The organism is Pseudomonas chlororaphis subsp. aurantiaca, from assembly GCF_013466605.1.
In the GTDB taxonomy this organism is placed as follows: Bacteria; Pseudomonadota; Gammaproteobacteria; order Pseudomonadales; family Pseudomonadaceae; genus Aquipseudomonas; species Aquipseudomonas chlororaphis_I.
This window is the reverse complement of the sequence record NZ_CP059162.1, coordinates 6,447,539-6,470,792: the sequence shown is the minus strand read 5'-3', so window position 1 is coordinate 6,470,792 and position 23,254 is coordinate 6,447,539. Positions and strand designations below refer to the sequence as shown.

At 64.9% G+C, this 23,254-nt stretch carries 21 protein-coding genes; 8 read left to right on the top strand and 13 right to left on the bottom strand.

Features of this window, described 5'->3' with window-relative positions; genetic code table 11:
* Positions 1 to 6 precede the first annotated feature (6 nt).
* The 5 genes from metX to H0I86_RS29660 all read right to left on the bottom strand — a co-directional run bounded on the left by metX (position 7) and on the right by H0I86_RS29660 (position 3,815).
* Positions 7 to 1,146, bottom strand: coding sequence for a homoserine O-succinyltransferase MetX (gene metX / locus H0I86_RS29680; protein ID WP_180923150.1), 1,140 nt, complete (start codon positions 1,144 to 1,146; stop codon positions 7 to 9).
* A gap of 209 nt (positions 1,147 to 1,355) precedes the next feature.
* Positions 1,356 to 1,649 carry a DUF167 domain-containing protein gene (locus H0I86_RS29675; RefSeq protein WP_009046027.1) on the bottom strand — a complete coding sequence of 98 codons (294 nt, stop codon included), beginning with the start codon at positions 1,647 to 1,649 and terminating at the stop codon, positions 1,356 to 1,358.
* A 13-nt stretch (positions 1,650 to 1,662) separates the two neighbouring features.
* Positions 1,663 to 2,253 carry a YggT family protein gene (locus tag H0I86_RS29670; RefSeq protein ID WP_009051315.1) on the bottom strand — a complete coding sequence of 197 codons (591 nt, stop codon included), beginning with the start codon at positions 2,251 to 2,253 and terminating at the stop codon, positions 1,663 to 1,665.
* Between the two features lie 10 nt (positions 2,254 to 2,263).
* Positions 2,264 to 3,082 (bottom strand): pyrroline-5-carboxylate reductase, encoded by an 819-nt coding sequence (gene proC, locus H0I86_RS29665; RefSeq protein ID WP_180923149.1) that lies wholly within the window; start codon positions 3,080 to 3,082, stop codon positions 2,264 to 2,266.
* A gap of 34 nt (positions 3,083 to 3,116) precedes the next feature.
* The gene (locus H0I86_RS29660; protein ID WP_180923148.1) at positions 3,117 to 3,815 is read right to left on the bottom strand and encodes a YggS family pyridoxal phosphate-dependent enzyme; all 699 of its coding nucleotides are present in this window, start codon (positions 3,813 to 3,815) and stop codon (positions 3,117 to 3,119) included.
* 57 nt (positions 3,816 to 3,872) lie between these two features.
* Here H0I86_RS29660 and H0I86_RS29655 point away from each other — a divergent pair, with 57 nt between their 5' ends.
* Entirely contained in the window at positions 3,873 to 4,907 is a 1,035-nt protein-coding gene (locus tag H0I86_RS29655) for a type IV pilus twitching motility protein PilT (RefSeq protein ID WP_180923147.1), read from the top strand.
* Positions 4,908 to 4,989: 82 nt separating this feature from the next.
* Here the strand turns inward: H0I86_RS29655 and H0I86_RS29650 are convergent, their stop codons facing one another.
* Positions 4,990 to 5,622 (bottom strand): C40 family peptidase, encoded by a 633-nt coding sequence (locus H0I86_RS29650; protein ID WP_009046022.1) that lies wholly within the window; start codon positions 5,620 to 5,622, stop codon positions 4,990 to 4,992.
* A 250-nt stretch (positions 5,623 to 5,872) separates the two neighbouring features.
* On the opposite strand from H0I86_RS29650, the gene H0I86_RS29645 reads away from it, so the two are divergent.
* Positions 5,873 to 6,292: an NINE protein gene (locus H0I86_RS29645; protein WP_038575076.1), complete on the top strand. Its 420-nt coding sequence runs from the start codon at positions 5,873 to 5,875 to the stop codon at positions 6,290 to 6,292.
* A gap of 108 nt (positions 6,293 to 6,400) precedes the next feature.
* On the opposite strand, the gene H0I86_RS29640 is transcribed toward H0I86_RS29645, so the two are convergent.
* The 7 genes from H0I86_RS29640 to gshB all read right to left on the bottom strand — a co-directional run bounded on the left by H0I86_RS29640 (position 6,401) and on the right by gshB (position 12,344).
* Positions 6,401 to 7,672, bottom strand: coding sequence for a dihydroorotase (locus H0I86_RS29640; RefSeq protein WP_180923146.1), 1,272 nt, complete (start codon positions 7,670 to 7,672; stop codon positions 6,401 to 6,403).
* On the bottom strand, positions 7,669 to 8,673 hold the full coding sequence (locus H0I86_RS29635; RefSeq protein ID WP_007929978.1) for an aspartate carbamoyltransferase catalytic subunit: 1,005 nt from the start codon (positions 8,671 to 8,673) through the stop codon (positions 7,669 to 7,671). The genes H0I86_RS29640 and H0I86_RS29635 overlap by 4 nt, the downstream gene beginning before the upstream one ends.
* A 26-nt stretch (positions 8,674 to 8,699) precedes the next feature.
* Positions 8,700 to 9,206, bottom strand: a complete 507-nt coding sequence (gene pyrR, locus H0I86_RS29630; RefSeq protein ID WP_007929976.1) for a bifunctional pyr operon transcriptional regulator/uracil phosphoribosyltransferase PyrR — start codon at positions 9,204 to 9,206, stop codon at positions 8,700 to 8,702.
* A gap of 121 nt (positions 9,207 to 9,327) precedes the next feature.
* Complete coding sequence (gene ruvX, locus H0I86_RS29625) at positions 9,328 to 9,765, bottom strand: Holliday junction resolvase RuvX (RefSeq protein ID WP_180923145.1); 438 nt, start codon at positions 9,763 to 9,765, stop codon at positions 9,328 to 9,330.
* Entirely contained in the window at positions 9,765 to 10,334 is a 570-nt protein-coding gene (locus H0I86_RS29620; protein WP_007929972.1) for a YqgE/AlgH family protein, read from the bottom strand. Before H0I86_RS29620 ends, ruvX begins: the two co-directional genes overlap by 1 nt.
* A 53-nt stretch (positions 10,335 to 10,387) precedes the next feature.
* Positions 10,388 to 11,287 (bottom strand): energy transducer TonB, encoded by a 900-nt coding sequence (locus H0I86_RS29615; RefSeq protein WP_180923144.1) that lies wholly within the window; start codon positions 11,285 to 11,287, stop codon positions 10,388 to 10,390.
* A 100-nt stretch (positions 11,288 to 11,387) separates the two neighbouring features.
* Entirely contained in the window at positions 11,388 to 12,344 is a 957-nt protein-coding gene (gshB, locus tag H0I86_RS29610) for a glutathione synthase (RefSeq protein ID WP_180923143.1), read from the bottom strand.
* A gap of 236 nt (positions 12,345 to 12,580) precedes the next feature.
* Here gshB and pilG point away from each other — a divergent pair, with 236 nt between their 5' ends.
* The 6 genes from pilG to H0I86_RS29580 all read left to right on the top strand — a co-directional run bounded on the left by pilG (position 12,581) and on the right by H0I86_RS29580 (position 22,542).
* A complete protein-coding gene (gene pilG, locus H0I86_RS29605) occupies positions 12,581 to 12,988 on the top strand; it encodes a twitching motility response regulator PilG (protein WP_180923142.1) in 408 nt (135 codons plus the stop codon).
* 43 nt (positions 12,989 to 13,031) lie between these two features.
* The gene (gene pilH, locus H0I86_RS29600; RefSeq protein WP_007953328.1) at positions 13,032 to 13,397 is read left to right on the top strand and encodes a twitching motility response regulator PilH; all 366 of its coding nucleotides are present in this window, start codon (positions 13,032 to 13,034) and stop codon (positions 13,395 to 13,397) included.
* An 11-nt stretch (positions 13,398 to 13,408) separates the two neighbouring features.
* Positions 13,409 to 13,948 carry a chemotaxis protein CheW gene (locus H0I86_RS29595; protein ID WP_038575084.1) on the top strand — a complete coding sequence of 180 codons (540 nt, stop codon included), beginning with the start codon at positions 13,409 to 13,411 and terminating at the stop codon, positions 13,946 to 13,948.
* 97 nt (positions 13,949 to 14,045) lie between these two features.
* Entirely contained in the window at positions 14,046 to 16,109 is a 2,064-nt protein-coding gene (locus H0I86_RS29590; RefSeq protein ID WP_180923141.1) for a methyl-accepting chemotaxis protein, read from the top strand.
* Positions 16,110 to 16,139: 30 nt separating this feature from the next.
* On the top strand, positions 16,140 to 22,094 hold the full coding sequence (locus tag H0I86_RS29585; protein ID WP_180923140.1) for an Hpt domain-containing protein: 5,955 nt from the start codon (positions 16,140 to 16,142) through the stop codon (positions 22,092 to 22,094).
* Positions 22,087 to 22,542 (top strand): chemotaxis protein CheW, encoded by a 456-nt coding sequence (locus tag H0I86_RS29580; RefSeq protein WP_085533007.1) that lies wholly within the window; start codon positions 22,087 to 22,089, stop codon positions 22,540 to 22,542. Before H0I86_RS29585 ends, H0I86_RS29580 begins: the two co-directional genes overlap by 8 nt.
* The last annotated feature ends 712 nt before the right edge of the window (positions 22,543 to 23,254 follow it).

The following is a 23,254-nucleotide window of genomic DNA, read 5'->3' as shown; positions in this document are numbered from 1 at the left end:
GCTTGTTCACACCGTAATTCGGTTCATGTAATTACCGAACGCCTGCAAGTAGCGCGGGATCGGAATCAGAAAAGCGTCGTGGCCCTGTGGCGCATCGATTTCCAGGTAGCTGACGTCCTTGCGCGCGGCCATCAGGGCGTCCACCAGCTCCCGCGAGCGGGCCGGGGAGAAGCGCCAGTCGGTGGTGAAGGACATCACGCAGAACTTGGCCTTGGCGCCTTCGAAGGTTTTCGCCAGGTTATCGTCGAAGTTCGCCGCCGGATCGAAGTAATCCAGGGCCTTGGTCATCAGCAGGTAGGTGTTGGCGTCGAACCGCCCGGAGAACTCCTCGCCCTGATAACGCAGGTAGCTTTCGACCTGGAACTCGACGCTGTGGAAGTCGTAGTTGAGCTTTTCGCTCTTCAGGCCGCGGCCGAATTTCTCGCCCATGGAGTCGTCGGACAGGTAGGTGATGTGCCCGACCATCCGCGCCAGCATCAGCCCGCGCTTGGGGATCACGCCCTGTTCCTGGAACGAACCGCCGTGGAATTCGGGGTCGGTGAGGATGGCCTGGCGCGCCACTTCGTTGAAGGCAATGTTCTGCGCCGACAGCTTGGGCGCCGAAGCGATGGCCAGGCAATGGCGCACCCGGTCCGGGTAGGTGATGGTCCATTGCAGGGCCTGCATGCCGCCAAGGCTGCCACCGATCACGGCGGCCCACTGGTTGATGCCGATCCGGTCGGCCAGGCGTGCCTGGCTGTGCACCCAGTCTTCCACGGTCAGCACCGGGAAATCGGCGCCGAACGGCTTGCCGGTGTCCGGGTTGATGCTGCTCGGACCGGTGGAGCCGTTGCAGCCGCCGAGGTTGTTCAGGCTGACGACGAAGAACTTGTTAGTGTCGATCGGCTTGCCCGGGCCGATACAGCTGTCCCACCAACCCGGCTTGCGGTCGTCGGGGCTGTGGTAGCCGGCGGCGTGGTGATGGCCGGACAGGGCGTGGCAGATCAGCACGGCATTGCTCGCCATGGCGTTCAGCTGGCCGTAAGTCTCAAAGATCAGATCATAGGCTGGCAGGGAGCGGCCGCAGGCCAGGGCCAGGGGCTCGCTGAAATGCGCCACTTGCGGCGTCACCAGACCAACGGAATCGGCGGGAAAGGCAGTTGGCATCGACCCTGCTCTCGTTTAAATGAGGCGTAAGTCTAAAGACCGCTGCCCCCAGCGGCAAGCAAAGGCCGGGGCTGATTCTGTCTCGGATTGTGGCGATCCCTGTAGCCGCTGCCGCAGGCTGCGATCGGCTGCGCAGGAGGCGTGCTCTTGAGGGCCTCGAAGAGCCTTCGGCCCTTATCGCAGTCTACGGCAGCGGCTACAGAGAGTGATCAGGACGGACGCTGTAATCCGGGCAGGTCCGGCAGCTTCTTCGGCGCGTTGATCCGCACCCGTTTCTGCCGGTTCAGCTCGCCGCTGATCAGGCTGACCTGGCTCTTGGACACGCCGAACGCCTTGGCCAGGAACGCCATCAGGTAGGCGTTGGCCTTGCCCTCCACCGGCGGCGCGGTAAGGCGGATCTTCAGGCGCTCGCCATGCAGCCCGGCGAAGTCATCGCTACGGGCCGCAGGTTGCAGGTGACACTCCAGGATCAGGTCGTCGCCGTCCCAGCGAAAGTAGCTCATCACAGAGGCCGGGTCAGATCAGCAGGCGCAGGATTTCCGGCATCATGGTCATCGCTGCCAGGTTGTTGATCACCAGCATGTCGATCAGCTTGAGCACCATGAACGCCAGGATCGGCGATATATCCAGGCCGCCCATGCTCGGCAGGATACGGCGGAACGGCGCCAGGGCCGGCTCGCAGATCTGGTTGACCAGTTCGGCGCCCGGGTTATGGCTGCCCGGGGCGACCCAGGAAAGGATCACGCTGATAATCAGGGCGAAGAAGAAAATCTTCATGAACAGCGCGGTTACGCCAATGATTGACCAGATCAGCAGTTGCACCGGGTTGCCGGTGGTGCCGTAGGTCAGCAGCAGGGTCAGGGCCATCAGCAGCAGTTGCACGACGATCGCCAGGATCAGCGACGACATGTCCAGGCCGAACAGGCTCGGGATGACCCGGCGCATCGGCTTGAGCAGCGGCTGGGTGGCGCGCACGGCGAACTGGCACAGTGGGTTGTAGAAGTCGGCGCGTACCAGTTGCAGCACGAAGCGCAGCAGAACGATCAGCAGGTACAGGCTGCCCAGGGTTTGCAGCACGTACACCGCCGCAGTGTTCAATCCAATCATCATTGGCTCCTTATTGGCCCAGTTGTTCGGCCATCTCGGCCGAGCGGTGCGCGGCGGCACCCAATGCTTTTTCCACCAGGGCTTCGAAGCCGCTGGCCTGGAACGACTTGATCGCAGCTTCCGTGGTACCGGCCGGCGAGGTCACGCGGCGGCGCAGTTCGGCCGCGTCGACGTCGCTGGACACCGCCATGTGCGCCGCGCCCAGCGCGGTCTGCAGGGTCAGTTGCCGGGCGGTTTCCCGTGGCAGGCCGAGCTTCTCGCCGGCGGCGGTCATGGCTTCGATCAGCAGGAAGAAATACGCCGGGCCGCTGCCGGACACCGCGGTCACCGCGTCCAGTTGCTGCTCCTGTTCCAGCCACAGGACGATGCCCACGGCCGACAGCAGCTCTTGCGCCTGCTGGCGTTGCTCCGCGCTCACCGCGGCGGTGGCGTACAGGCCACTGGCGCCCTGGCGCAGCAGGGCCGGGGTGTTGGGCATACAGCGCACGATCGGCTGCTCGCCGAGCCATTTGTTCATGCTGGCGCAGGTGATGCCGGCGGCGATGGAGACGATCAGTTGGTGCGGCTTCAGGCTGGGGCGCAGGGCTTCGCACACGGCCTTCATGGCCTGTGGCTTGACCGCCAGCACCACCACATCGACACCGTCGATGGCTTCGGCGTTGTCGGCGAACAGTTCAATGCCGTGCTCGGCCCGGACCTTGGCGCGGGTTTCGGCGCCCGGGTCGCTGGCGCGGATCTGGCTGGCGTCCAGGCCCTTGGCGCGCAGGCCGCCGATCAAGCTGGCAGCCATGTTGCCGGCGCCGATAAAGGCGATACGAGTCTTGCTCATGACAGGTCCTTATTCAGAGGTGGGGCCGCCACGGTCATGGCTGGCCATAGTCGCGGGCACCAAACAGGGCGGTACCGATACGTACCCAGGTGGCGCCTTGGGCGATGGCCGCTTCGAGGTCGTGGCTCATGCCCATGGAAAGTGTGTCGGTTGGCAGGTCCAGGCTGGCGCGCAGGTTTTCGTTCAGGCGGCGCACGGCCGCGAAGGCGGCGTCCTGGGCGGCACGATCGTCGGTCGGCTCGGGAATCGCCATCAGCCCGCGCAGTTTCAGGCGCGGCAAGGCGCTGATGGCGCTGGCCAGGGTGGGCAGGTCGGCCGGCGTGCAGCCAGACTTGCTGGCCTCGCCGCTGACATTGACCTGAATGCAGATATTCAACGGCGGCAAGTCGGCCGGGCGTTGCTCGGACAGGCGTTGAGCGATTTTCAAGCGATCCACGGAATGCACCCAGGCGAAGTTCTCGGCGATAGCTCGCGTCTTGTTCGACTGAATGGGGCCGATGAAGTGCCAACTCAAGGGCAAGTCGCCGAGTTCCGCCTGTTTGCCGAGGGCTTCCTGCAGGTAGTTCTCGCCGAAATCACGCAGGCCGGCGGCGTAGGCTTCACGCAGCGCCGCGGCAGGCTTGGTCTTGCTCACGGCCAGCAGATGGATGCTGCTTTCGTCACGTTGCGAGGCCTGAGCCGCGGCACGGATCCGTGCGCTAACCAGGGCGATGTTGTCTGCTATCGTGGACATTCGATGTACGCCAGCGGGTCTTGGGTTCGCGGCATTCTACTGGAATTGGGGAACGCTATGGATATCACTGAGTTGCTGGCCTTCAGCGTCAAACAGGGCGCTTCGGACCTGCATCTCTCGGCCGGGTTGCCGCCGATGATTCGCATCGACGGCGATATTCGCCGGATCAACCTGCCGGTGCTGGAGGCGCAACAGGTGCACGAGCTGATCCTGGCCAGCATGACGGACCCGCAGCGGGCCGAGTTCAAGGCCGCGCTGGAGATCGACTTTTCCTTCGCGGTGCCGGGCCTGGCGCGCTTTCGGGTCAATGCCTTCAATCATCAGCGCGGCGGTGGCGCGGTCTTTCGCAGCATTCCGGCCAAGGTGCCGCGCATGGATGAACTGGGCATGGGCGAGGTGTTTCGCCGGATCAGCGAAGTGCCCCGCGGCCTGGTGCTGGTGACCGGGCCGACCGGTTCGGGCAAGTCGACCACCCTGGCGGCGATGATCGATCACCTGAACCAGAGCCGGCACCAGCACATCCTCACCATCGAGGACCCCATCGAGTTCATCCACGAATCGAAGAAGTGCCTGATCAACCAGCGCGAGGTGCATCGCGACACCCACAGCTTCTCCACGGCGCTGCGTTCGGCCCTGCGCGAAGACCCGGATGTGATCCTGGTCGGAGAGATGCGCGACCTGGAAACCATTCGCCTGGCGCTGACCGCCGCGGAGACCGGGCATCTGGTGTTCGGCACCCTGCACACCACCTCGGCGGCGAAAACCGTGGACCGGGTGGTAGATGTATTTCCGGCCGAGGAGAAGGCGATGGTCCGCTCCATGCTCTCCGAATCGCTGCAGGCGGTGATTTCCCAGACACTGGTGAAGCGGATCGGCGGTGGCCGGGTAGCGGCTCACGAGATCATGCTGGGCAGCGCGGCGATCCGTAACCTGATCCGCGAAGACAAGGTGGCGCAGATGTACTCGGCGATCCAGACCGGCGGGGCGCTGGGGATGCAGACCCTGGACATGAGCCTGAAGGCGCTGGTGGATGCAGGGCTGGTCAGCCGGGAGCACGCCCGGGAAAAGGCGCGGGCGCCGGACAGTCTTTGAGGCTGGAGAGGGTTCGAGGCGGTAAATGCAATCGCGAGCCATCGAGCGTGGTGGCTCGATGACTCGCGATCGGAGGGGCCGATCAGCGCTGGACGATGCGCAGGGTGTTCTGCTCTTTTGGCAGGACCCGCTTGGCCACTACGTAGTTCTTGTCCCAGTACGGCTTCTTCAGGGTATCGATGGTCACCGACTTGCCGCGGCGCGGCGCGTGGATGAAGCGATCGTTGCCCAGGTAGATGGCGACGTGGTTGACCCGACGGCTCTTGAGGTTGAAGAACAGCAGGTCGCCAGGCTTGAGGTCCTTGCGCTCGACTTTCTGCCCATGGCCGCTGGCCATGGCGTTGGAGGTGCGCGGCAGATCGACGGCGGCGACGTCGTTGAACGCGTATTTCACCAGGCCGCTGCAGTCGAAGCCTTTGCTGGGGCTGCTGCCGCCCCAACGGTAAGGGGTACCCAGTACGTTGACGGCACGGCTGAGCACGGTGCTGCTCTGCTTGGCCGCCATCTGCGGCACCGGCTTGCTGCTGACGCTGCTCAAGTGAGTCGGGCGTTTGACCGACAGCTTGTTCTTGGAGCTGTTCTTGCTGACTTGGGTAACGTGGGCTTTTGGAGTGAAGCCGTTCACGTTGGGAAGACGTTGCTCACGATTGGTGGCGTGGGCGGCCAGTGGCATCAATAGGCAAATGGTTAGCCATGTCTTGAAAAATGGACGCATTAGGCAAGGCTCATATGGGTTAGCGCGCAACTTTATAACAGCTTTTTTGTCACTTCTCAGGCCGTTGGTCGATTCAACCTGGAGGTCAAATTCGCTGAAGAGGCGGCAAATTGACGCAATTGTCTGACAGAAGTCAGGCAGTGCAAGGGTTTCACGGCAGCGACCTTAACATTTGCCACACGTCGGCTGCCTGTAAAAAAGTCACAAAGAATTAAAGAAAATTTATCTATTGCGTGGAACGAGGTACTCAATGAACACCTATCGCCCGGACGGTTCGACCCATGACACCCACAGCAAGGTGATCGGTTACCTGTTGTGGATTTTCGGTTTTACCGGCTCTCACCGCTTCTATTACGGCAAGCCGATTACCGGGACTATCTGGTTTTTCACCCTGGGCTTGCTGGGTATCGGCTGGCTGATCGACCTGTTCCTGATCCCGGCCATGGACCGCGAGGCCGACCTGCGTTTTACCCCGGGACCTATCGAATACAGCGTCGCCTGGATCCTGCTGACCTTTCTCGGGGTCTTTGGCGTGCACCGCATGTATCAGGGCAAGTGGATCAGCGGCCTGCTGTACCTGCTGACTGGCGGAGTGTTCTTCCTGGGGGTCTTGTATGACTTCTGGACGCTGAACGACCAGGTGTCGTTGCGTAACGCGCAGCGGCGTTGAGTTTCGAGATCGTCATCGCGGGCAAGCTCCGCTCCTACAGATACAGGACATCCGTAGGAGCGAGCAGGCGGCGATCCGACTTGCCCGCGATAACAGGCGCCGCAGGACTCAGCCCTTGTGGCTGATCCGCCCATCCACCAGGGTGTAGCGCACCGCGCCCGGCAGGCTATGGCCGAGGAACGGGCAGTTCTCGCCTTTCGACAGCCAGTGTTCGCCGGCCACGGTGGACGTGCTCGGGTCGAACAGCACCAGGTCCGCCGGAGCGCCCACCACCAGTTTGCCGACCGGCAGGCGCAGGGCATCGGCCGGGCCGCTGCTCAGGCGTGCCAGCAGGGTCGGCAGATCGAGCAAGCCGTCTTCCACCAGGGTCATGGCCAGCGGCAGCAGCAGCTCGACGCTGCTGATGCCCGGCTCGGTAGCCCCGAAAGGCGCCAGCTTGGCATCGCGTTCATGGGGCTGGTGATGGCTGGAGATGGCCTGGACCACCCCGGACTTCACCGCTTCACGCAGGCCTTCGCGGTCGGCGCGCGAGCGCAGCGGCGGCTGTACGTGATAGAGGCTGGAGAAGTCGATCAGCGCGTCGTCGGTGAGGATCAACTGGTACAGCGCCACATCGGCGGTCACCGGCAGGCCGCGGGCCTGGGCCTGGGCGATCAGGGCCACGCCGCGGGCGCTGGTCAGCTGGCTGAAGTGCGCGCGCACGCCGCTTTGCTCCACCAGCAGCAGGTCGCGGGCCAGGGCCACGGTCTCCGCGGTTTCCGGAATGCCCGGCAGGCCGAGGAAGCTGGCGGTGGCGCCTTCGTGGGCCAGGCCGCCTTCGGCCAGGTCGCGGTCCTGGGAGTGGAAAATCACCGTCAGGTCGAAGGTTGCCGCGTATTCCAGCGCCCGGCACAGGGTGCGGGCGCTGCGGAAACCCTCCAGGCCGTTGCCGAAGGCTACGCAACCGGCGTCGCGCAGGGCGATCAGCTCGGCCAGCTGTTCGCCGTCCAGGCCTTTGCTCAGGGCGCCGATCGGGAACACCTTGGTATTGCCGGCTTCGCGGGCGCGATCGAGGATCAGCTCGGCCACCGCCGAGGTGTCCAGCACCGGCTTGGTGCGCGGCGGGCAGCACAGGCTGGTGACGCCACCGGCCGCGGCGGCGCGGGTTTCGCTGGCGATGGTGCCTTTGCGGCTGTAGCCCGGCTCGCGCAGGGAGACGTTCAGGTCCACCAGCCCGGGCGCGGCCACCAGGCCTTTGGCGTCGAGGCTTTCAACCGCGTTGAAACCGGCGGGCGCGGCGCCGATGGCGACGATCTTGCCGGCTTCCAGATGGATATCGCTGACTTGATCCAGGCCGCTGCTTGGATCGATGACACGGGCGCCGAGAATGCTGAGCTTCACTGGGCGTTCTCCTGCTCGAATTGTCGCTGGGCGGTCTGCCCGCTCATGGCCATGGACAGTACGGCCATGCGTACCGCGATGCCGTAGGTCACCTGGTTGAGGATCACCGAGTGCGGACCGTCGGCCACCGCCGATTCGATCTCCACGCCGCGGTTGATCGGCCCCGGGTGCATGACGATGGCGTCCGGCTTGGCGCCGGCCAGGCGCGCGGTGGTCAGGCCGAACAGGCGATAGAACTCGCCCTCGCTCGGCAGCAGGCCGCCCTGCATGCGCTCACGCTGCAGGCGCAGCATGATCACCACGTCGACGTCTTTCAGGCCTTCGGCCATGTCGGTGTAGACCTTCACCCCGTATTGCTCGATGCCGATCGGCAGCAGGGTCTTGGGCGCGATCACGCGGATGTCCGGGCAACCCAGGGTTTTCAGGGCCAGCATGTTCGAGCGCGCGACCCGCGAGTGCAGGATGTCGCCGACAATGGCCACCGAGAGGTTTTCGAAGCCGCCCTTGTGCCGACGGATGGTGAGCATGTCGAGCATGCCCTGGGTCGGGTGGGCGTGGCGGCCGTCGCCGCCGTTGATGATCGCCACCTGCGGGCACACATGTTCGGCGATGAAGTGCGCGGCGCCGGAGTCGCCGTGGCGCACGACGAACATGTCGGCGGCCATGGCTTCGAGGTTGCGCAGGGTATCGAGCAGGGTTTCACCCTTGCTGGCCGAGGAGGTGGACACGTTGAGCGTGATCACGTCCGCCGACAGGCGCTGGGCCGCCAGTTCGAAGGTGGTGCGGGTGCGGGTGGAGTTTTCGAAGAACACGTTGCACACGGTCTTGCCGCGCAGCAAAGGGACTTTCTTCACCGCCCGGGCGCCGACTTCGAGGAAGGAGTCGGCGGTGTCGAGGATTTCCGTCAGCAGCTCGCGACGCAGACCGTCGAGCGAGAGGAAGTGGCGCAGTTGGCCCTGATCGTTGAGCTGCAGCGGGCGCTTGGCGTCTAGAGGCGTCATCGCAATGGACTCTTTAGAGGGGCGAATTAAAGGGCGAGGTCTTGAAGCTCGAGTTGAAGCGGCGCAGGACCGGACAATTTTACCCGCTCGTGGGCGGCCAGCGACAGGGTGGCGCCGACCACGTTCGGGCGAATCGGCAGCTCGGCGGCGTCCAGGTCCAGCAGGCAGACCAGGGTCACGCTGGCCGGGCGGCCATAGTCGAACAGCTCGTTGAGGGCGGCGCGGATGGTGCGGCCGCTCATCAGCACGTCGTCGATCAGGATCAGGTGCTGGCCCTCGATCTCGAACGGCAGCTCGGAAGGGCGCACCTGCGGATGCAGGCCGTTCTGGCTGAAGTCGTCACGGTAGAAGGACACATCCAGGGTGCCCAGCGGCGCGTCGCTGCCCAGTTCGGCGAGCAGGGCCTGGGCGACCCAGACGCCGCCGGTACGGATGCCGATATAGCGGGGCTCGCTGATGGCGCGTTGTTCCAGGTGGGCGGTGAGACGCACGGCCATCTGGCTGATCAGTTCGGCGGGATTGGGCAGGCTCATGATTGCTCCTTCGTGGGCCCGCGCCTGGTTGCGTGCAGCGAGGCGCAGGGTCTTACGGCTGGTGTTGTGGCCAGGAGGCGCGTGGCCGGGGGGTGGCCACACATCTTCAGGATTCGGCGTTTCAGTTGTTCAACAGCGCTGCGTTTTCGTCGAGCCAGCCTTGCAGCAGCAGGGCGGCGGCGATGGCGTCGACCGGGTTGTCGCGGTAACTGCCTTTCTGCCCGCCCCGGGCCAGGCGTTCGCCCTTGGCCTCGAAGGTGGTCAGGCGTTCGTCATGGGTATAGAAGGGCAGGTTGTAGCGGCCATTGAGGCGCCGGGCGAACTTCTCGGCGCGCACGCACATCTCGCTCGGGGTGCCGTCCATGTTCAATGGCAGGCCGACCACCACCGCGTCCGGCTTCCATTCCTTGATCAGGGCTTCGACCTGATTCCAGTCCGGTACGCCGTTCTGCGCCTTCAGGGTGCACAGCTCGCGGGCCTGGCCGGTGATGGCCTGGCCGACCGCCACGCCAATCTGTCTGGTGCCGTAGTCGAACCCGAGGATCAGTCGCAGGGCCATCAGGCGTGGCCCGCCTGGCTGGTCAGCAGGGCGAGGTTGATGCCCAGGTGCTTGGCCGCCGCTTCCAGGCGCAGTTCGCTGCTGGTGTTGAACAGGATGTCGGCGTCGAACGGGCAGGTCAGCCAGGCGTTGTCCGCCAGTTCGGCTTCCAGCTGCCCGGCTTCCCAGCCGGCATAACCGAGGGCGATCAGGCTTTTGGCCGGGCCGACGCCGTCGGCGATGGCGAACAGCACGTCCTGGGACGTCGACAGCGACAGGCCGTCCAGCTCGACCGTGGCCTGGAAGGTCGGGCCGCTGGGGTGCAGGACAAAACCGCGATCGGTCTGTACCGGGCCACCGATGAAGATCGGCACATGCTGGCAGAGCGCCGGCGGGTCGATCTCGGGGCGCAATTGCTCGAGGATGTCGGCGAGGTTCAGGTCCTGCGGACGATTGACCACCAACCCCATGGCGCCATTGGCATTGTGCTCGACGATGTAGGTCAAGGTGTGCGCAAAGTTCGGGTCGGCCATGTGCGGCATGGCGATCAGGAAGTGATGCTTGAGGTAGCTGGGGCTGACGTTTTTCATGAGCGCTAGTGTGGCGGTGGAGGGGCGAACTGACAAGCTGGGGATGCTCTCATTCAGTTGCTGGACAGCCTGTCGCCGCGGGCGAACTTCCAGGTGCGGATGATCTCCAGCCGGTCGATATCCGACAGGTCGCCGGTAAAGGGCGCGAACGGCGCCGCCAGGCGCACGATGCGCTGGGCCGCCTGGTCCAGCAGCGGCTGGCCGGAGGACTCCAGCACCAGTACCTCGTACAGCGAGCCGTCGCGGTTGATCGAGACCATCAGCCGCAGGTTGCCGTAGATCTGCTTGCGCCGGGCTTCTTCCGGGTAGTTGAGGTTGCCGATGCGCTCGACCTTCTTGCGCCACTCGTCCTTGTACCAGGCGCCCTTGTCGCGCATGGTCGAGGCCGCGCTCAGGCGGTGGATGCGCGGGCGCTTGGCGTACAGCTGCCGTTCCTGGGCCAGCTCGGCCTCCAGACTGGCGATGTCGCTGGACAACTGCTCGCTGTCGAACGTCGGCACGGGCACCTTGGGTTTGGCCTCGGTCTTGACCTCTTCACGCTTGGTGACGGTCTTTTTCGGTTTCGGCGCGGTGGTGGCGACTGCGGCCTTGGGCGCGGCTTCCTTGACCTCGGTCTTGGCCGGAGGCGGCGGGGTGACCTTGTTGACTTTGTTTTCCTGGAACGGCGCCACTTCGGTGGTCTTCGGGATCGCCTTCTTCTCCAGGGTGCCGCTGCCTTGCTGGTTTTCCTGGGCGAGAAAGTCGGCCTTCTTCGGCTTGGTCTCGCTCTTGAAGGTGGCCAGGGTGATTTCCAGGGTCTTGCTGATCTGCTTGGGTTCGGCGAAGGAGAAACCCAGGCCGAGAATCAGCGCGATGTGCAGCAGGGCGGCCAGGAACAGGGTAAACCCCAGGCGATCGGCCGGGCGCACGCCGCTGTGGGCCAGCTCGGGGGGCAGATCGGAAGGGAGTGTCATCAGCGGCTCAACATCACAAAAAACATCACAAGACCAACATCGCGCGTTTCACAGGCGGCGCATGATAACGCAATGTTGGTTTGTGCTTGGCGGTTCTGGATCAACGAGCCTTGAGCTTCTGATCGATGGCATCCATCAGCATTGCGCCGATGTTGGTGCCGAAGGCGTTGTCGATCTCGCGGATGCAGGTCGGGCTGGTGACGTTGATTTCGGTCAGGTGTTCGCCGATCACGTCGAGCCCCACGAACAGCAGGCCTTTTTCGCGCAGGGTCGGGCCGACCTGTGCGGCGATCCAGCGATCTTTCTCGGTCAGCGGACGGGCTTCGCCACGGCCACCGGCGGCAAGGTTGCCACGGGTTTCGCCGTGGGCGGGAATCCGCGCCAGGCAATAATCCACAGGCTCGCCGTCGATCATCAGGATGCGCTTGTCGCCATCGACGATGGCCGGCAGATACTCCTGGATCATGATCTGCTGCTTGCCGTGCAGGGTCAGGGTTTCGAGGATCACCGAGAGGTTCGGGTGGCCGGCGGTGTGACGGAAGATCGACGAGCCGCCCATGCCGTCCAGCGGCTTGAGGATCACGTCACCGTGATGGTCGGCGAATTCGCGCAACACGTCCGGGCGACGGCTGACGATGGTCGGCGGCGTGCACTGCGGGAACAGGGTGGCGAACAGTTTTTCGTTGCAGTCGCGCAGGCTCTGCGGCTTGTTGACCACCAGCACGCCGTCGCGCTCGGCCTGTTCCAGCAGGTAGGTGGAGTAGACGAACTCCATGTCGAACGGCGGGTCCTTGCGCATCAGGATCACGTCCAGCTCGCTCAGGGCGCTGTCGGTCTCGGCCTCCAGCTCGAACCACTTGTGCGGGTCGGCGAACACCTTCAGCGGGCGCATCCGCGCCCGGGCCACGCCACCGGTCGCCTGGTACAGGTCGCGCTGTTCCATATAGAACAGGGTCCAGCCGCGCTCCTGGGCGGCCAGCAGCATGGCCAGCGAGCTGTCCTTCTTGTAGGAGATGCTGGCGATAGGGTCCATGACAATCCCGACGCGAACGCTCATGGGCGGTTTCCTCGAAAATTAGTGGGCGCAATGGCTTGAAAAAGTGGCGTCAGAGTGGCGCCCGGGCGGTTCCCGGTCAAGGAAAAACCACCGCGCCGGCCGGCCGATAGATTGCATGGGGAGAGTATGCTAAAAAGGCTCGCATGCCGTGCTCAGGCCTTGAACATCAAGGGCTTGAGGCATTGGCCACCAGTACGGGCAGAAAATCGATTCGCTGTGGCGATGGTAGAGCAGATATGGAACAGCAATCCAGCGCCCTCAAGGTGATGGTGATCGATGATTCGAAGACGATTCGCCGCACGGCCGAAACGCTGCTGAAGAATGTGGGCTGTGAAGTCATCACCGCGGTCGACGGTTTCGAGGCCCTGGCCAAGATCGCCGACAACCACCCGGGCATCATCTTCGTCGACATCATGATGCCGCGGCTCGATGGCTATCAGACCTGCGCGCTGATCAAGAACAACAGCGCGTTCAAGTCCACGCCGGTGATTATGCTGTCCTCCAAGGACGGCCTGTTCGACAAGGCCAAGGGTCGCATCGTCGGCTCTGACCAGTTTTTGACCAAGCCTTTCAGCAAGGAAGAGCTGCTGGGCGCGATCAAGGCCCATGTGCCGGGGTTCGCCGCAGTAGAACAAGCACATTGAGGTTCGGCCAGCGGGCCGCACGCCTATTCGTATGGGGAAGACCATGGCTCGTATTCTGATCGTCGATGACTCGCCGACTGAAATGTACAAACTGACCGGCATGCTGGAAAAGCACGGTCATGAAGTCCTGAAGGCCGAAAACGGCGCCGACGGCGTGGCCCTGGCGCGCCAGGAAAAGCCCGACGCGGTCTTGATGGATATCGTCATGCCCGGCCTCAATGGCTTCCAGGCCACCCGTCAGTTGACCAAGGACGCGGAAACCAGCCATATCCCGGTGATCATCATCACCACCAAGGATCAGGAAACCGACAAGGTCTGGGGCACTCGCCAGGGCGCCAAGGATTACCTGACCAAGCCGGTCGACGAAGACACCCTGATCAAGACCCTGAACAACGTCCTGGCCGGCTGACCGCCCGCGCCATGGCCGAGTCGCAAACCGCCTTCGAACTGCTGCTCGAGATCGACCAGCGTTGTCGCCTGCTGGCGGCCGACCTGCCCTCCCAGGAGACCCGCCAGCACGGCTGGAGCGGGATCGGTTTTCGCATCGGCGAGCACTGGTACGTGGCGCCGATGGGCGAAGTCAGCGAGGTCCTGCACGAGCCCCGTTATACGCTGCTGCCCGGGGTCAAGCCCTGGGTCAAGGGCGTGGCCAACCTGCGCGGACGGCTGCTGCCGATCATGGATCTGTGCGGCTTCTTCGGCCATGAGCTGTCGGCGCTGCGCAAGCAGCGGCGGGTGCTGGTGGTCGAGCACAAGGAAGTGTTCGCCGGCTTGATGGTGGACGAAGTGGCCGGCATGCAGCACTTCGAGCAGAGCAGCCTGAAGACGGCTGCCAGCGGTAGCGAACAGGGCGCCATCACGCCGTACCTGCGTGGGTATTTCCCCTGCGAGCAGGTCTGGTGGGTATTCAGTCCCTTCGCCCTGGCGCAGTCGCCGGGGTTCCTGGACGTAGCGTTGTAGGCGCGAGGCTTGCTCGCGATGAATATTGCGCAATGAACCTGCAGAACCGCGCCGCCCCTTGCGCGGGCAACAGAACAACCGGAATTCAGGTGTGCAGATGCTAAAAGCCAACCCAGGCAAGCCAATGGAAGGATCGCGCAGCCGCTCACAGATCATTGTGCTGTTCATCGCCCTGATCGTGTTCATCATGCTGCTGTTCGCCAACTTCGCTTACCTCAACACCCAGGCCACTTACGACAAGCAGTACATCGGCCACGCCGGCGAACTGCGGGTGCTGTCCCAGCGCATCGCCAAGAACGCCACGGAAGCCGCGGCGGGCAAGGCCGCGGCCTTCAAGCTGCTGGGCGATGCGCGCAACGATTTCGCCCAGCGCTGGGGCTACCTGAAAAAAGGCGACCCGGCCACCGGGCTGCCCGCCGCGCCCGTGGCGGTGCGCCAGGAAATGCACGCGGTGCAGCAGGACTGGGACAAGCTGCTGCACAACGCCGACGCGATCCTGGCCAGCGAACAGACCGTGCTGTCCTTGCATCAAGTAGCCGCGACCCTGGCGGAAACCGTGCCGCAGTTGCAGGTCGAGTATGAAAAGGTCGTGGAAATCCTCCTGCAGCGTGGCGCTCCGGCCGCCCAGGTGGCCATGGCGCAGCGCCAGTCGCTGCTGGCCGAACGGATTCTCGGCGCGGTGAATACCGTGCTGGCCGGCGACGAGAACGCGGTGCAGGCCGCCGATGCCTTTGGCCGTGATGCGGCGCGCTTCGGCCAGGTGCTGAGCGGCATGCTCCAGGGCAACCCGACCTTGAAGATCAGCCAGGTCGAGGACCGCGATGCGCGGGCGCGGCTGACCGAGATCAGCGAGCTGTTCCAGTTCGTCTCCGGCTCGGTGGACGAAATCCTCGAAACCTCTCCCGAACTGTTCCAGGTCCGCGAATCGGCGAGCAATATCTTCAGCCTGTCGCAGACCCTGCTCGACGAAGCCTCGCACCTGGCCATCGGCTTCGAGAACCTGGCCGGCGGGCGTTCGCTGGACACCATCGGCGGTTATGTCCTGGGCCTGGCGGCGCTGGCCTCGATCATCCTGATCGGCCTGGTGATGGTGCGGGAAACCAATCGCCAGCTGCACGAGACCGCCGAGAAGAACGAACGCAACCAGAACGCGATCATGCGCCTGCTGGACGAGATCGAGGACCTGGCCGACGGCGACCTCACCGTGACCGCCTCGGTGACCGAGGACTTCACCGGCACCATCGCCGATTCGATCAACTATTCCGTCGACCAGCTGCGCGACCTGGTGGCGACCATCAACCTCACCGCCGGCCAGGTCGCCGGCGCGGTGCAGGAAACCCAGGCCACCGCCATGCAACTGGCCGAAGCCTCGGAGCATCAGGCCCAACAGATTTCCGAAGCCTCCACCGCGATCAACGAAATGGCCCAGTCCATCGACCAGGTGTCGGCCAACGCCGCCGAGTCCTCGGCGGTGGCCGAGCGTTCGGTGGAGATCGCCAACAAGGGCAACGAGGTGGTGCATAACACCATCCACGGCATGGACAACATTCGCGAGCAGATCCAGGACACCGCCAAACGCATCAAGCGCCTGGGCGAGTCTTCCCAGGAAATTGGCGACATTGTCAGCCTGATCGATGACATTGCCGACCAGACCAATATCCTCGCGCTCAACGCGGCGATCCAGGCCTCTATGGCCGGGGATGCCGGGCGCGGGTTCGCGGTGGTGGCCGATGAGGTGCAGCGCCTGGCGGAACGTTCTTCGGCGGCGACCCGGCAGATCGAGACCCTGGTGCGGGCGATCCAGACCGACACCAACGAGGCGGTGATCTCCATGGAGCAGACCACCTCGGAAGTGGTGCGCGGCGCCCGGCTGGCGCAGGATGCCGGGGTGGCCCTGGAAGAAATCGAAGGTGTCTCCAAGACCCTGGCGGCGCTGATCCAGAGCATCTCCAATGCCGCCCAGCAGCAGACTTCGTCGGCCGGACAGATATCCTTGACCATGAACGTGATCCAGCAGATTACTTCACAGACTTCGTCCGGCTCGACCGCGACGGCCGAAAGCATCGGCAACCTGGCGAAAATGGCCAGCCAGCTGCGGCGCTCGGTGTCCGGTTTCACCTTGCCGGCCGGTCGCGAGCAGACGCCGCGGGAAAACCGCTGAGGCCGGAGCACGACTTTGATGGGAATGGTAATGGGTGATCGGCACGACTATGTGGCCCTGGAATGGGTCAAGGGCGAAATTGCCGAAACGCTGAAGCAGGCCCACCAGGCGCTCGATCACCTGGTCGACGAGCCGCAGGCGGTGGAGGCCCTCGACCAGTGCCTGGACTGCATCCATCAGGTCCACGGCAGCCTGCAGATGGTCGAGTTCTATGGCGCGGCGCTGCTCGCCGAAGAAATGGAAGCCCTGGCCCTGGCCTTGCGCGAGTACCGCGTGGCCCAGCGCGACGAGGCCATTTACCTGCTGCGCCAAGCCATCAGCCAGTTGCCGCAGTACCTCGACCGGGTGCAAAGTGCGCGCCGCGACCTGCCGCTGGTGGTTTTGCCGCTGCTCAACGACCTGCGCAGCGCCCGGGGCGAAAGCCTGCTGAGCGAAACCAGCCTGTTCAGCCCGCAGCTGCCGGACCTGCCGGCGCTGGACGAGGCGACGCTGAACCGCCTGGCGCCCCCCGACCTGACCATCCTGCTGCGCAAGTTGCGGCACATGCTGCAAACCGCGCTGGTCGATCTGCTGCGCGAGCAGGATGTGAAAAACAGCCTGGGCTATATGGCCAAGGTCTTCGAGCGCCTCCAGGTGTTGTGCCAGAACGCCCCGCTGGGGCCCTTGTGGCAGATCGCCCTGGCCCTGGTGGAAGGCATGGGCAGCGGGGCGATCGCCAACAGCCCGGCGGTGCGCAGCCTGCTCAAGGATGCCGACCGCGAACTCAAGCGCCTCTATGAACAGGGCATCGCCGGGATCAACCAGCCGGCCCCCGAAGAACTGCTCAAAAGCCTGCTGTTTTATATCGCCAAGGCCCGCTATCCCACCGCGCAGATGCAGACCATGAAAGACGCTTACGGACTCGATGACGCTTTGCCCGACAATGCGCTGGTCGACCAGGAACGGGCCCGCATGGCCGGCCCCGACCGCGACGCCATGCGCTCGGTGCTGGCGGCCCTGTGCGAGGAACTGGTGCGGGTCAAGGAGCGCCTGGACCTGTTCGTGCGCAGCGACCGCCAGCACGCGTCGGACCTGGACAGCCTGCTGGCGCCCCTGCGGCAGATCGCCGACACCCTGGCGGTGCTGGGTTTCGGCCAGCCGCGCAAGGTCATCATCGACCAACTGGCGGTGGTGCTGAGCCTGGCCCAGGGCCAACGCGAACCGAACGACGCGGTGCTGATGGATGTGGCCGGGGCCCTGCTGTATGTCGAGGCGACCCTGGCCGGCATGGTCGGTCCGGCCGAACCCGAGAGCCGCGAAGAAAGCCGCCTGCCGACCACCGACCTGACCCAGATCCACCAACTGGTGATCAAGGAGGCGCGGATCTGCCTGCAACAGGCCAAGGACCTGATCGTCGACTACATCGACGCCGGCTGGGACCGCGAACACTTGCAGGCGCTGCCAGAGCTGCTGACCCAGGTGCGTGGCGCCCTGGCGATGATTCCCCTGAGCCGGGCGGCGGGTCTTTTGGAAGCCTGCAATGGTTTTGTGCGCGAACACCTGCTGCTGGACCCGCGCCAGCCCGGCTGGCAGCAGCTGGACAATCTGGCCGATGTGATCACCAGCATCGAGTATTACCTGGAGCGCCTGAGCGACGATCACCAGGCGCCGGGGGAAAAGATTCTCGACGTGGCCGAGCAGGGCCTGGCCGCGCTGGGCTATATGCCACAAAAGCAGGCACCGGACGAGTGGGTGACGAGCGAACAGGTGCCGCTGCTCAGCGATGTGCTCAGCCCCAACGAGGCCCTGGTGATGCGGGACCTGCAGGAGCTGGACAGCCCGGAAGTGGTGCAGTCCCTGGCCGACGTGCTGGCCAGCCCGGTCTCGGCGCTCAATCCACCGGCGCTGGATACGCCGGGCAGCCTGTTGCCGCCGCCGGGCGATGAAGCGCCGGTGGACGACGAGCTGCGTGAAGTCTTCCTAGAAGAGACCGACGAAGTGCTCGACGTGTTGCGCGAGTATCTGCCGCGCTGGGCCGCCGACCCCCACGGCAAGGCGGCGCTGGGCGAAATCCGCCGGGCCTTCCACACCCTCAAGGGCAGCGGGCGGATGGTTCGCGCACTGGTGCTGGGCGAGCTGGCCTGGGCCGTGGAAAACCTGCTCAACCGCGTCCTGGAACACAGCGTGGAACCGGGGCCGCAGGTGCGGCAATTGCTCGAAGAGGTATTGCAACTGCTGCCGGAGCTGGTCGCCGAATTCGCCGCCCAGGCCCAGCGCCAGCGCGACGATGTCGACCGCCTGGCTGCCCGGGCGCATGCCCTGGCCAAGGGCGACACGGCGTTGGTGGACGGGCTGGAAGGCGGGCTCGATCCGCAGTTGCTGGAGATCTTCCGCAACGAGGCCGAAACCCATCTGGAGAGCATCAAGCGTTTTCTCGAGCAGGCTGCCGAGCACCTGCCTCTGCAGGCCAGCGACGAATTGCAGCGTGCCTTGCACACCCTCAAGGGCAGCGCCTACATGGCCGGCGTGCTGTCGATCGCCGAGCTAGCGGCGCCGTTGGACCTGCTGGCCCGGGAATACCGCGCGCACCTGATGGCCCTGGACCTGGACGAAGTCGAGCTGCTGCTGGAAGCCGAAGGCCTGTTTCGTCGTGGCCTGCAACAGCTGGGCGACGATCCGCTGGCGCCCATAGAAGGCGCCGCCGACCTGATCGAACGGGTCAAGGCGCTGACCGCCGAGCGCCTGGAAACCCTGCTCAACGCACCCAATACCGGGCTGCGGGTCAAGCGCGATGCGCAATTGATCAGCAGCTTCCTGGCCCAGGGCATGGACATCCTGCTGGACGCCGAAAACCTGCTGCGCCGCTGGCGGCAGCACCCCGGTGAGCGCCAGGAGCTCAGCGCCCTGCTGGACGAACTGACCACCCTCGGCGAAGGTGCGCACCTGGCGGACCTGCAACCGATGGACGAGCTGTGCGAAGCGCTGCTGGACCTGTACGGCGCCGTGGAAGAAAGCAGCCTGGCGGTCGGCGAGCGGTTTTTCCATGAGGCGGAAAACGCCCACGAAGCCCTGATCAACATGCTCGACGAACTGGCCGCCGGCCAGGAAGTCAGCCCGCAACCGGCCATGGTCCGGGCCTTGCGCGAACTGCTCGAGGAAAGCCTCGACCCGTCGGCCATGGGTCTGATCCGCAGCGACGGCAGCCGCACCCTGAGCATCACCGACCTGGCCAGCGCCACCGCCAAGATGGAGCAGGAGGCGCCGATCGAGGTGGACGGACCGGACGATGAAATCGTGGCGATCTTCCTCGAAGAGGCGGTGGATATTCTCGAAAGCGCCGGCCAGGCCTTGCAGCGCTGGCTGGCCGACCCGGACAACGGCGCGCCGCTGTCTTCCCTGCAACGCGACCTGCATACCCTCAAGGGCGGCGCGCGCATGGCCGAAGTCGGCCCGGTGGGCGACCTGGCCCAGGAACTGGAAAACCTCTACGAAGGCCTGGTGGATCGCCGTTACCAGCATGGCGAGGCCCTGGCCGACCTGCTGCAACGCAGCCATGAGCAACTGGCGCTGCTGTTGCAGCAGTTGCAGGCGCAGCAAGCGCTGAGCGATCCCAAGGCGCTGATCGAAGCGATCCGCGGTTTTCGCCAGCGCAGCGGGGTCACCAGCGAGGTGCCCGAGGCCGCGGTGGCCGACGATTCGGCGGCCCACGATCCGGAGCTGCTGGAGATCTTCCTCGAAGAAGGCTTCGACATTCTCGACAGTTCGGGGGCGGCGCTGACGCGCTGGCAGGCCGAACCGGCCAGCCGCCAGGAAGTGGAAACCCTGCTGCGCGACCTGCACACCCTCAAGGGCGGCGCGCGCATGGTGGAGATCGTGCCGATCGGCGACCTGGCCCATGAACTGGAGTTTCTCTACGAAGGCCTGTCCGCGGGCCTGTTGCAACCGACCCCGGCGCTGTTCGGCCTGTTGCAGAAAAGCCAGGACCGCCTGGCGCAGATGCTCGACGCCGCCCGTGCCGAACAACCGATCAAGCCGGCCGACAGCCTGATCGAGGCGATTCGCGGCTTTACTCATCCGACCCAGGCCGAAGCCCCGCCTCTGTTGCTGCCCGACCTTATCCCGCCAAGCAAACCCGAGCCGCCGGCGATACCGGCGGAGGCCGCGGTGGCCGGGGACATGGTCAAGGTCTCGGCCGAGCTGCTGGACGACCTGGTCAACCTGGCCGGGGAGACCTCGATCTTCCGGGGGCGCATCGAGCAGCAGGTCAACGATGCGCGGGTGGCCCTGAGCGAAATGGAAACCACCATCGAGCGCATCCGCGACCAGTTGCGCCGCCTGGACACCGAAACCCAGGGGCGGATCCTCAGCCGCCAGCAGGTCGAGGCCGAGCGCCTGGGGTACGAGGAGTTCGACCCGCTGGAGATGGATCGCCATTCGCAGTTGCAGCAACTGTCGCGGGCCTTGTTCGAGTCGGCGTCCGACCTGCTCGACCTCAAGGAAACCCTGGACCGGCGCAACCAGGACGCGGAAAACCTGTTGCAGCAGCAGGGGCGGGTCAATACCGAGCTGCAGGAAGGCCTGATGCGCACGCGCATGGTGCCGTTCGAGCGCCTGGTGCCGCGCCTCAAGCGTATCGTCCGCCAGGTGGCCGAGGAGCTGGGCAAGGACGTGTCGTTCAGCGTCGGCAACGCCGAGGGCGAGATGGACCGTAATGTGCTGGAACGCATGGTCGCGCCCCTGGAACACATGCTGCGCAACGCCGTCGACCATGGCCTGGAGTCCGCCGAGGTGCGGCGCGCCGCGGGCAAGCCGGAGCAGGGGCGAATCACCCTGGACCTGTCCCACGAAGGTGGCGATATCGTCTTCGACATGCGCGACGACGGCGCCGGGGTGCCGCTGGAGGCGGTGCGGCGCAAGGCGATCAAGCGTGGCCTGCTCGCCCCCAATGTCGAGATCAGCGACCGCGACGTGCTGCAATTCATCATGCAGCCGGGGTTTTCCACGGCGGAAAAAATCACCCAGATTTCCGGGCGCGGTGTGGGCATGGACGTGGTCCATGAAGAGGTGCGCCAGCTCGGCGGCTCGATGACCATCGACTCGATCCCTGGGCAGGGCGTGCATTTTCGCATTCGCCTGCCGTTCACCCTGTCGGTCAACCGGGCGCTGATGGTGCAGTGCCTGGAGGAGCAGTACGCGATCCCGCTGAACACCATCGAGGGCATCGTCCGGGTATTGCCCCACGAACTGGAAAGCTACTACCAGCTCGACCCGCCCCATTACCAATACGCCGGCCAGCGTTATGAGCTGTGCTACCTCGGCGAGCTGCTGCACACCGTGGCCCGGCCGAAACTGCTGGGGCAGAGCCTGCCGCTGCCGGTGCTGCTGGTGCACTACAACGAACACCGGATCGCCGTGCAGGTGGACGCCATGGCCGGCACCCGGGAGATCGTGGTCAAGAGCCTGGGGCCGCAGTTCGCGGCGGTGCAGGGGCTGTCCGGCGCGACCATCCTCGGCGATGGCCGGGTGGTGCTGATCCTCGATCTGCTGGCGCATATCCGCGCCCTGCAAACGCGTTTGCCGGTGCCGCGCATGGCGGCCGGCGATGAAGTGAGCGCCGAGGTCGAACCGCTGCGGCCGAGGCTGGTGCTGGTGGTCGATGACTCGGTGACGGTGCGCAAGGTCACCAGCCGCCTGCTGGAACGCCACGGCATGAACGTGCTGACCGCCAAGGACGGGGTCGACGCCATGGCGCTGTTGCAGGAGCACACCCCGGACCTGATGCTGCTGGACATCGAGATGCCGCGCATGGACGGCTTCGAGGTGGCGATGCAGGTGCGCGCCGACCCGCGCCTGCAACAGCTGCCGATCATCATGATCACCTCGCGCACCGGCCAGAAGCACCGCGACCGGGCCATGGCCATTGGCGTCAACGACTACCTTGGCAAGCCTTACCAGGAGTCGGTATTGCTGGAGAGCATCGCCCAGTGGAGCAGACCCCATGCATGACTACCGCGCCAGCTTCCTCACCGGACTGCTGCTGCCCTTGGCCGACCGCACCCTGATCCTGCCCAACGTCGCGGTGGCCGAACTGATCGACTACCAGCGCGGCGAGCCCGCCAGCGACGCGCCGCCCTGGTACCTGCGCTCCGTGGCCTGGCGCGACCGCCAGCTGCCGCTGATCAGCTTCGAGGCCGCCTGCGGCCAGCCCCTCGCCATCGGCGAACGCGCCCGCATCGTGGTGCTCAACACCCTGGGCGGCCGCGAGCGCCTGAAGTTCATCGCCCTGGTGATCCAGGGCATCCCGCGCTCCTGCCGGCTCGACAGCCAGCTGAGCTACGTCGATGTGCCGCTGTGCCGGCTGGAAAAGGCCGCGGTACAGGTGGGGGAGCAGGTGGCGAAGATTCCGGATCTGTTGGGGTTGGAGGCGATGCTGGTGGAAGCGGGGCTGTCCTAGATCCTGCCGAGTGGCTTGATCGGTCCCAGAAAGGGACTGATGGTGTCAATCATGTCGGCACGCTCGTTCGACGACGTAGCGATTGTTTTTGGGACGCCACGGATCCGTAGGAGCGGCCGGTCGACGCTCGATTGCCCACGATGGCGGCGCTGGGGATGTTGGACGGGGTACATATCCGTTTCTGCGGTAACGGCCACTTATGGTTCCGCCCTGATGTGGTGTTACCCATGTGCCTGTATTTTTCTGTCACCTATGTGGTTGTCCCGTTCACTTGCCCCTGCGTACGGCCTTCGCTCCGGTGGGGCGGGTGGATCAAGATCAAAAGCCAAGGCCAGACGCGACATGCCGGTCGGCGCTAACCCTGTAGCCGCTGCCGCAGGCTGCGATCGGGGCGCAGCCCCGTAAATCTGGCGACGCGGTATAGCTGACCTGCTCTGGCGTCTGCTTTGCGCCCGCTACGCGGTCGATCGCAGCCTGCGGCAGCGGCTACGCGGTTTCCAGGACGTGCAGCACATCGTCAATGCGGCCCATCTGCTGTTGCAGGATGGCTGCGATGCGCTGGATGCGTTGCAGTGGCGGATTGAGGGTTAAGCACAAGGTTGTCTATGGGGCGTAGGTGTGAAGGCCTGCATCCTTGATCATTACCCTCACCGTAACGATCCACCACTCTGCTTGATTGATGCCACGCATCCTCGCTCCTAAGGTAGCTGCC

What these genes read in the sequence shown, in the direction of transcription:
- H0I86_RS29645 (WP_038575076.1), top strand. Translation starts at nt 5,873, where the DNA reads ATGAACACCTATCGCCCGGACGGTTCGACCCATGACACCCACAGCAAG.
- H0I86_RS29590 (WP_180923141.1), top strand. Translation starts at nt 14,046, where the DNA reads ATGCTAAAAGCCAACCCAGGCAAGCCAATGGAAGGATCGCGCAGCCGC.
- H0I86_RS29650 (WP_009046022.1), bottom strand. Translation starts at nt 5,622, where the DNA reads ATGCGTCCATTTTTCAAGACATGGCTAACCATTTGCCTATTGATGCCA.
- H0I86_RS29655 (WP_180923147.1), top strand. Translation starts at nt 3,873, where the DNA reads ATGGATATCACTGAGTTGCTGGCCTTCAGCGTCAAACAGGGCGCTTCG.
- gshB (WP_180923143.1), bottom strand. Translation starts at nt 12,344, where the DNA reads ATGAGCGTTCGCGTCGGGATTGTCATGGACCCTATCGCCAGCATCTCC.
- H0I86_RS29615 (WP_180923144.1), bottom strand. Translation starts at nt 11,287, where the DNA reads ATGACACTCCCTTCCGATCTGCCCCCCGAGCTGGCCCACAGCGGCGTG.
- proC (WP_180923149.1), bottom strand. Translation starts at nt 3,082, where the DNA reads ATGAGCAAGACTCGTATCGCCTTTATCGGCGCCGGCAACATGGCTGCC.
- H0I86_RS29675 (WP_009046027.1), bottom strand. Translation starts at nt 1,649, where the DNA reads ATGAGCTACTTTCGCTGGGACGGCGACGACCTGATCCTGGAGTGTCAC.
- H0I86_RS29585 (WP_180923140.1), top strand. Translation starts at nt 16,140, where the DNA reads ATGGGTGATCGGCACGACTATGTGGCCCTGGAATGGGTCAAGGGCGAA.
- H0I86_RS29670 (WP_009051315.1), bottom strand. Translation starts at nt 2,253, where the DNA reads ATGATTGGATTGAACACTGCGGCGGTGTACGTGCTGCAAACCCTGGGC.
- pilH (WP_007953328.1), top strand. Translation starts at nt 13,032, where the DNA reads ATGGCTCGTATTCTGATCGTCGATGACTCGCCGACTGAAATGTACAAA.
- ruvX (WP_180923145.1), bottom strand. Translation starts at nt 9,765, where the DNA reads ATGGCCCTGCGACTGATCCTCGGGTTCGACTACGGCACCAGACAGATT.
- pyrR (WP_007929976.1), bottom strand. Translation starts at nt 9,206, where the DNA reads ATGAGCCTGCCCAATCCCGCCGAACTGATCAGCCAGATGGCCGTGCGT.
- H0I86_RS29580 (WP_085533007.1), top strand. Translation starts at nt 22,087, where the DNA reads ATGCATGACTACCGCGCCAGCTTCCTCACCGGACTGCTGCTGCCCTTG.
- H0I86_RS29660 (WP_180923148.1), bottom strand. Translation starts at nt 3,815, where the DNA reads ATGTCCACGATAGCAGACAACATCGCCCTGGTTAGCGCACGGATCCGT.
- pilG (WP_180923142.1), top strand. Translation starts at nt 12,581, where the DNA reads ATGGAACAGCAATCCAGCGCCCTCAAGGTGATGGTGATCGATGATTCG.
- H0I86_RS29635 (WP_007929978.1), bottom strand. Translation starts at nt 8,673, where the DNA reads ATGACGCCTCTAGACGCCAAGCGCCCGCTGCAGCTCAACGATCAGGGC.
- H0I86_RS29595 (WP_038575084.1), top strand. Translation starts at nt 13,409, where the DNA reads ATGGCCGAGTCGCAAACCGCCTTCGAACTGCTGCTCGAGATCGACCAG.
- H0I86_RS29620 (WP_007929972.1), bottom strand. Translation starts at nt 10,334, where the DNA reads ATGAAAAACGTCAGCCCCAGCTACCTCAAGCATCACTTCCTGATCGCC.
- metX (WP_180923150.1), bottom strand. Translation starts at nt 1,146, where the DNA reads ATGCCAACTGCCTTTCCCGCCGATTCCGTTGGTCTGGTGACGCCGCAA.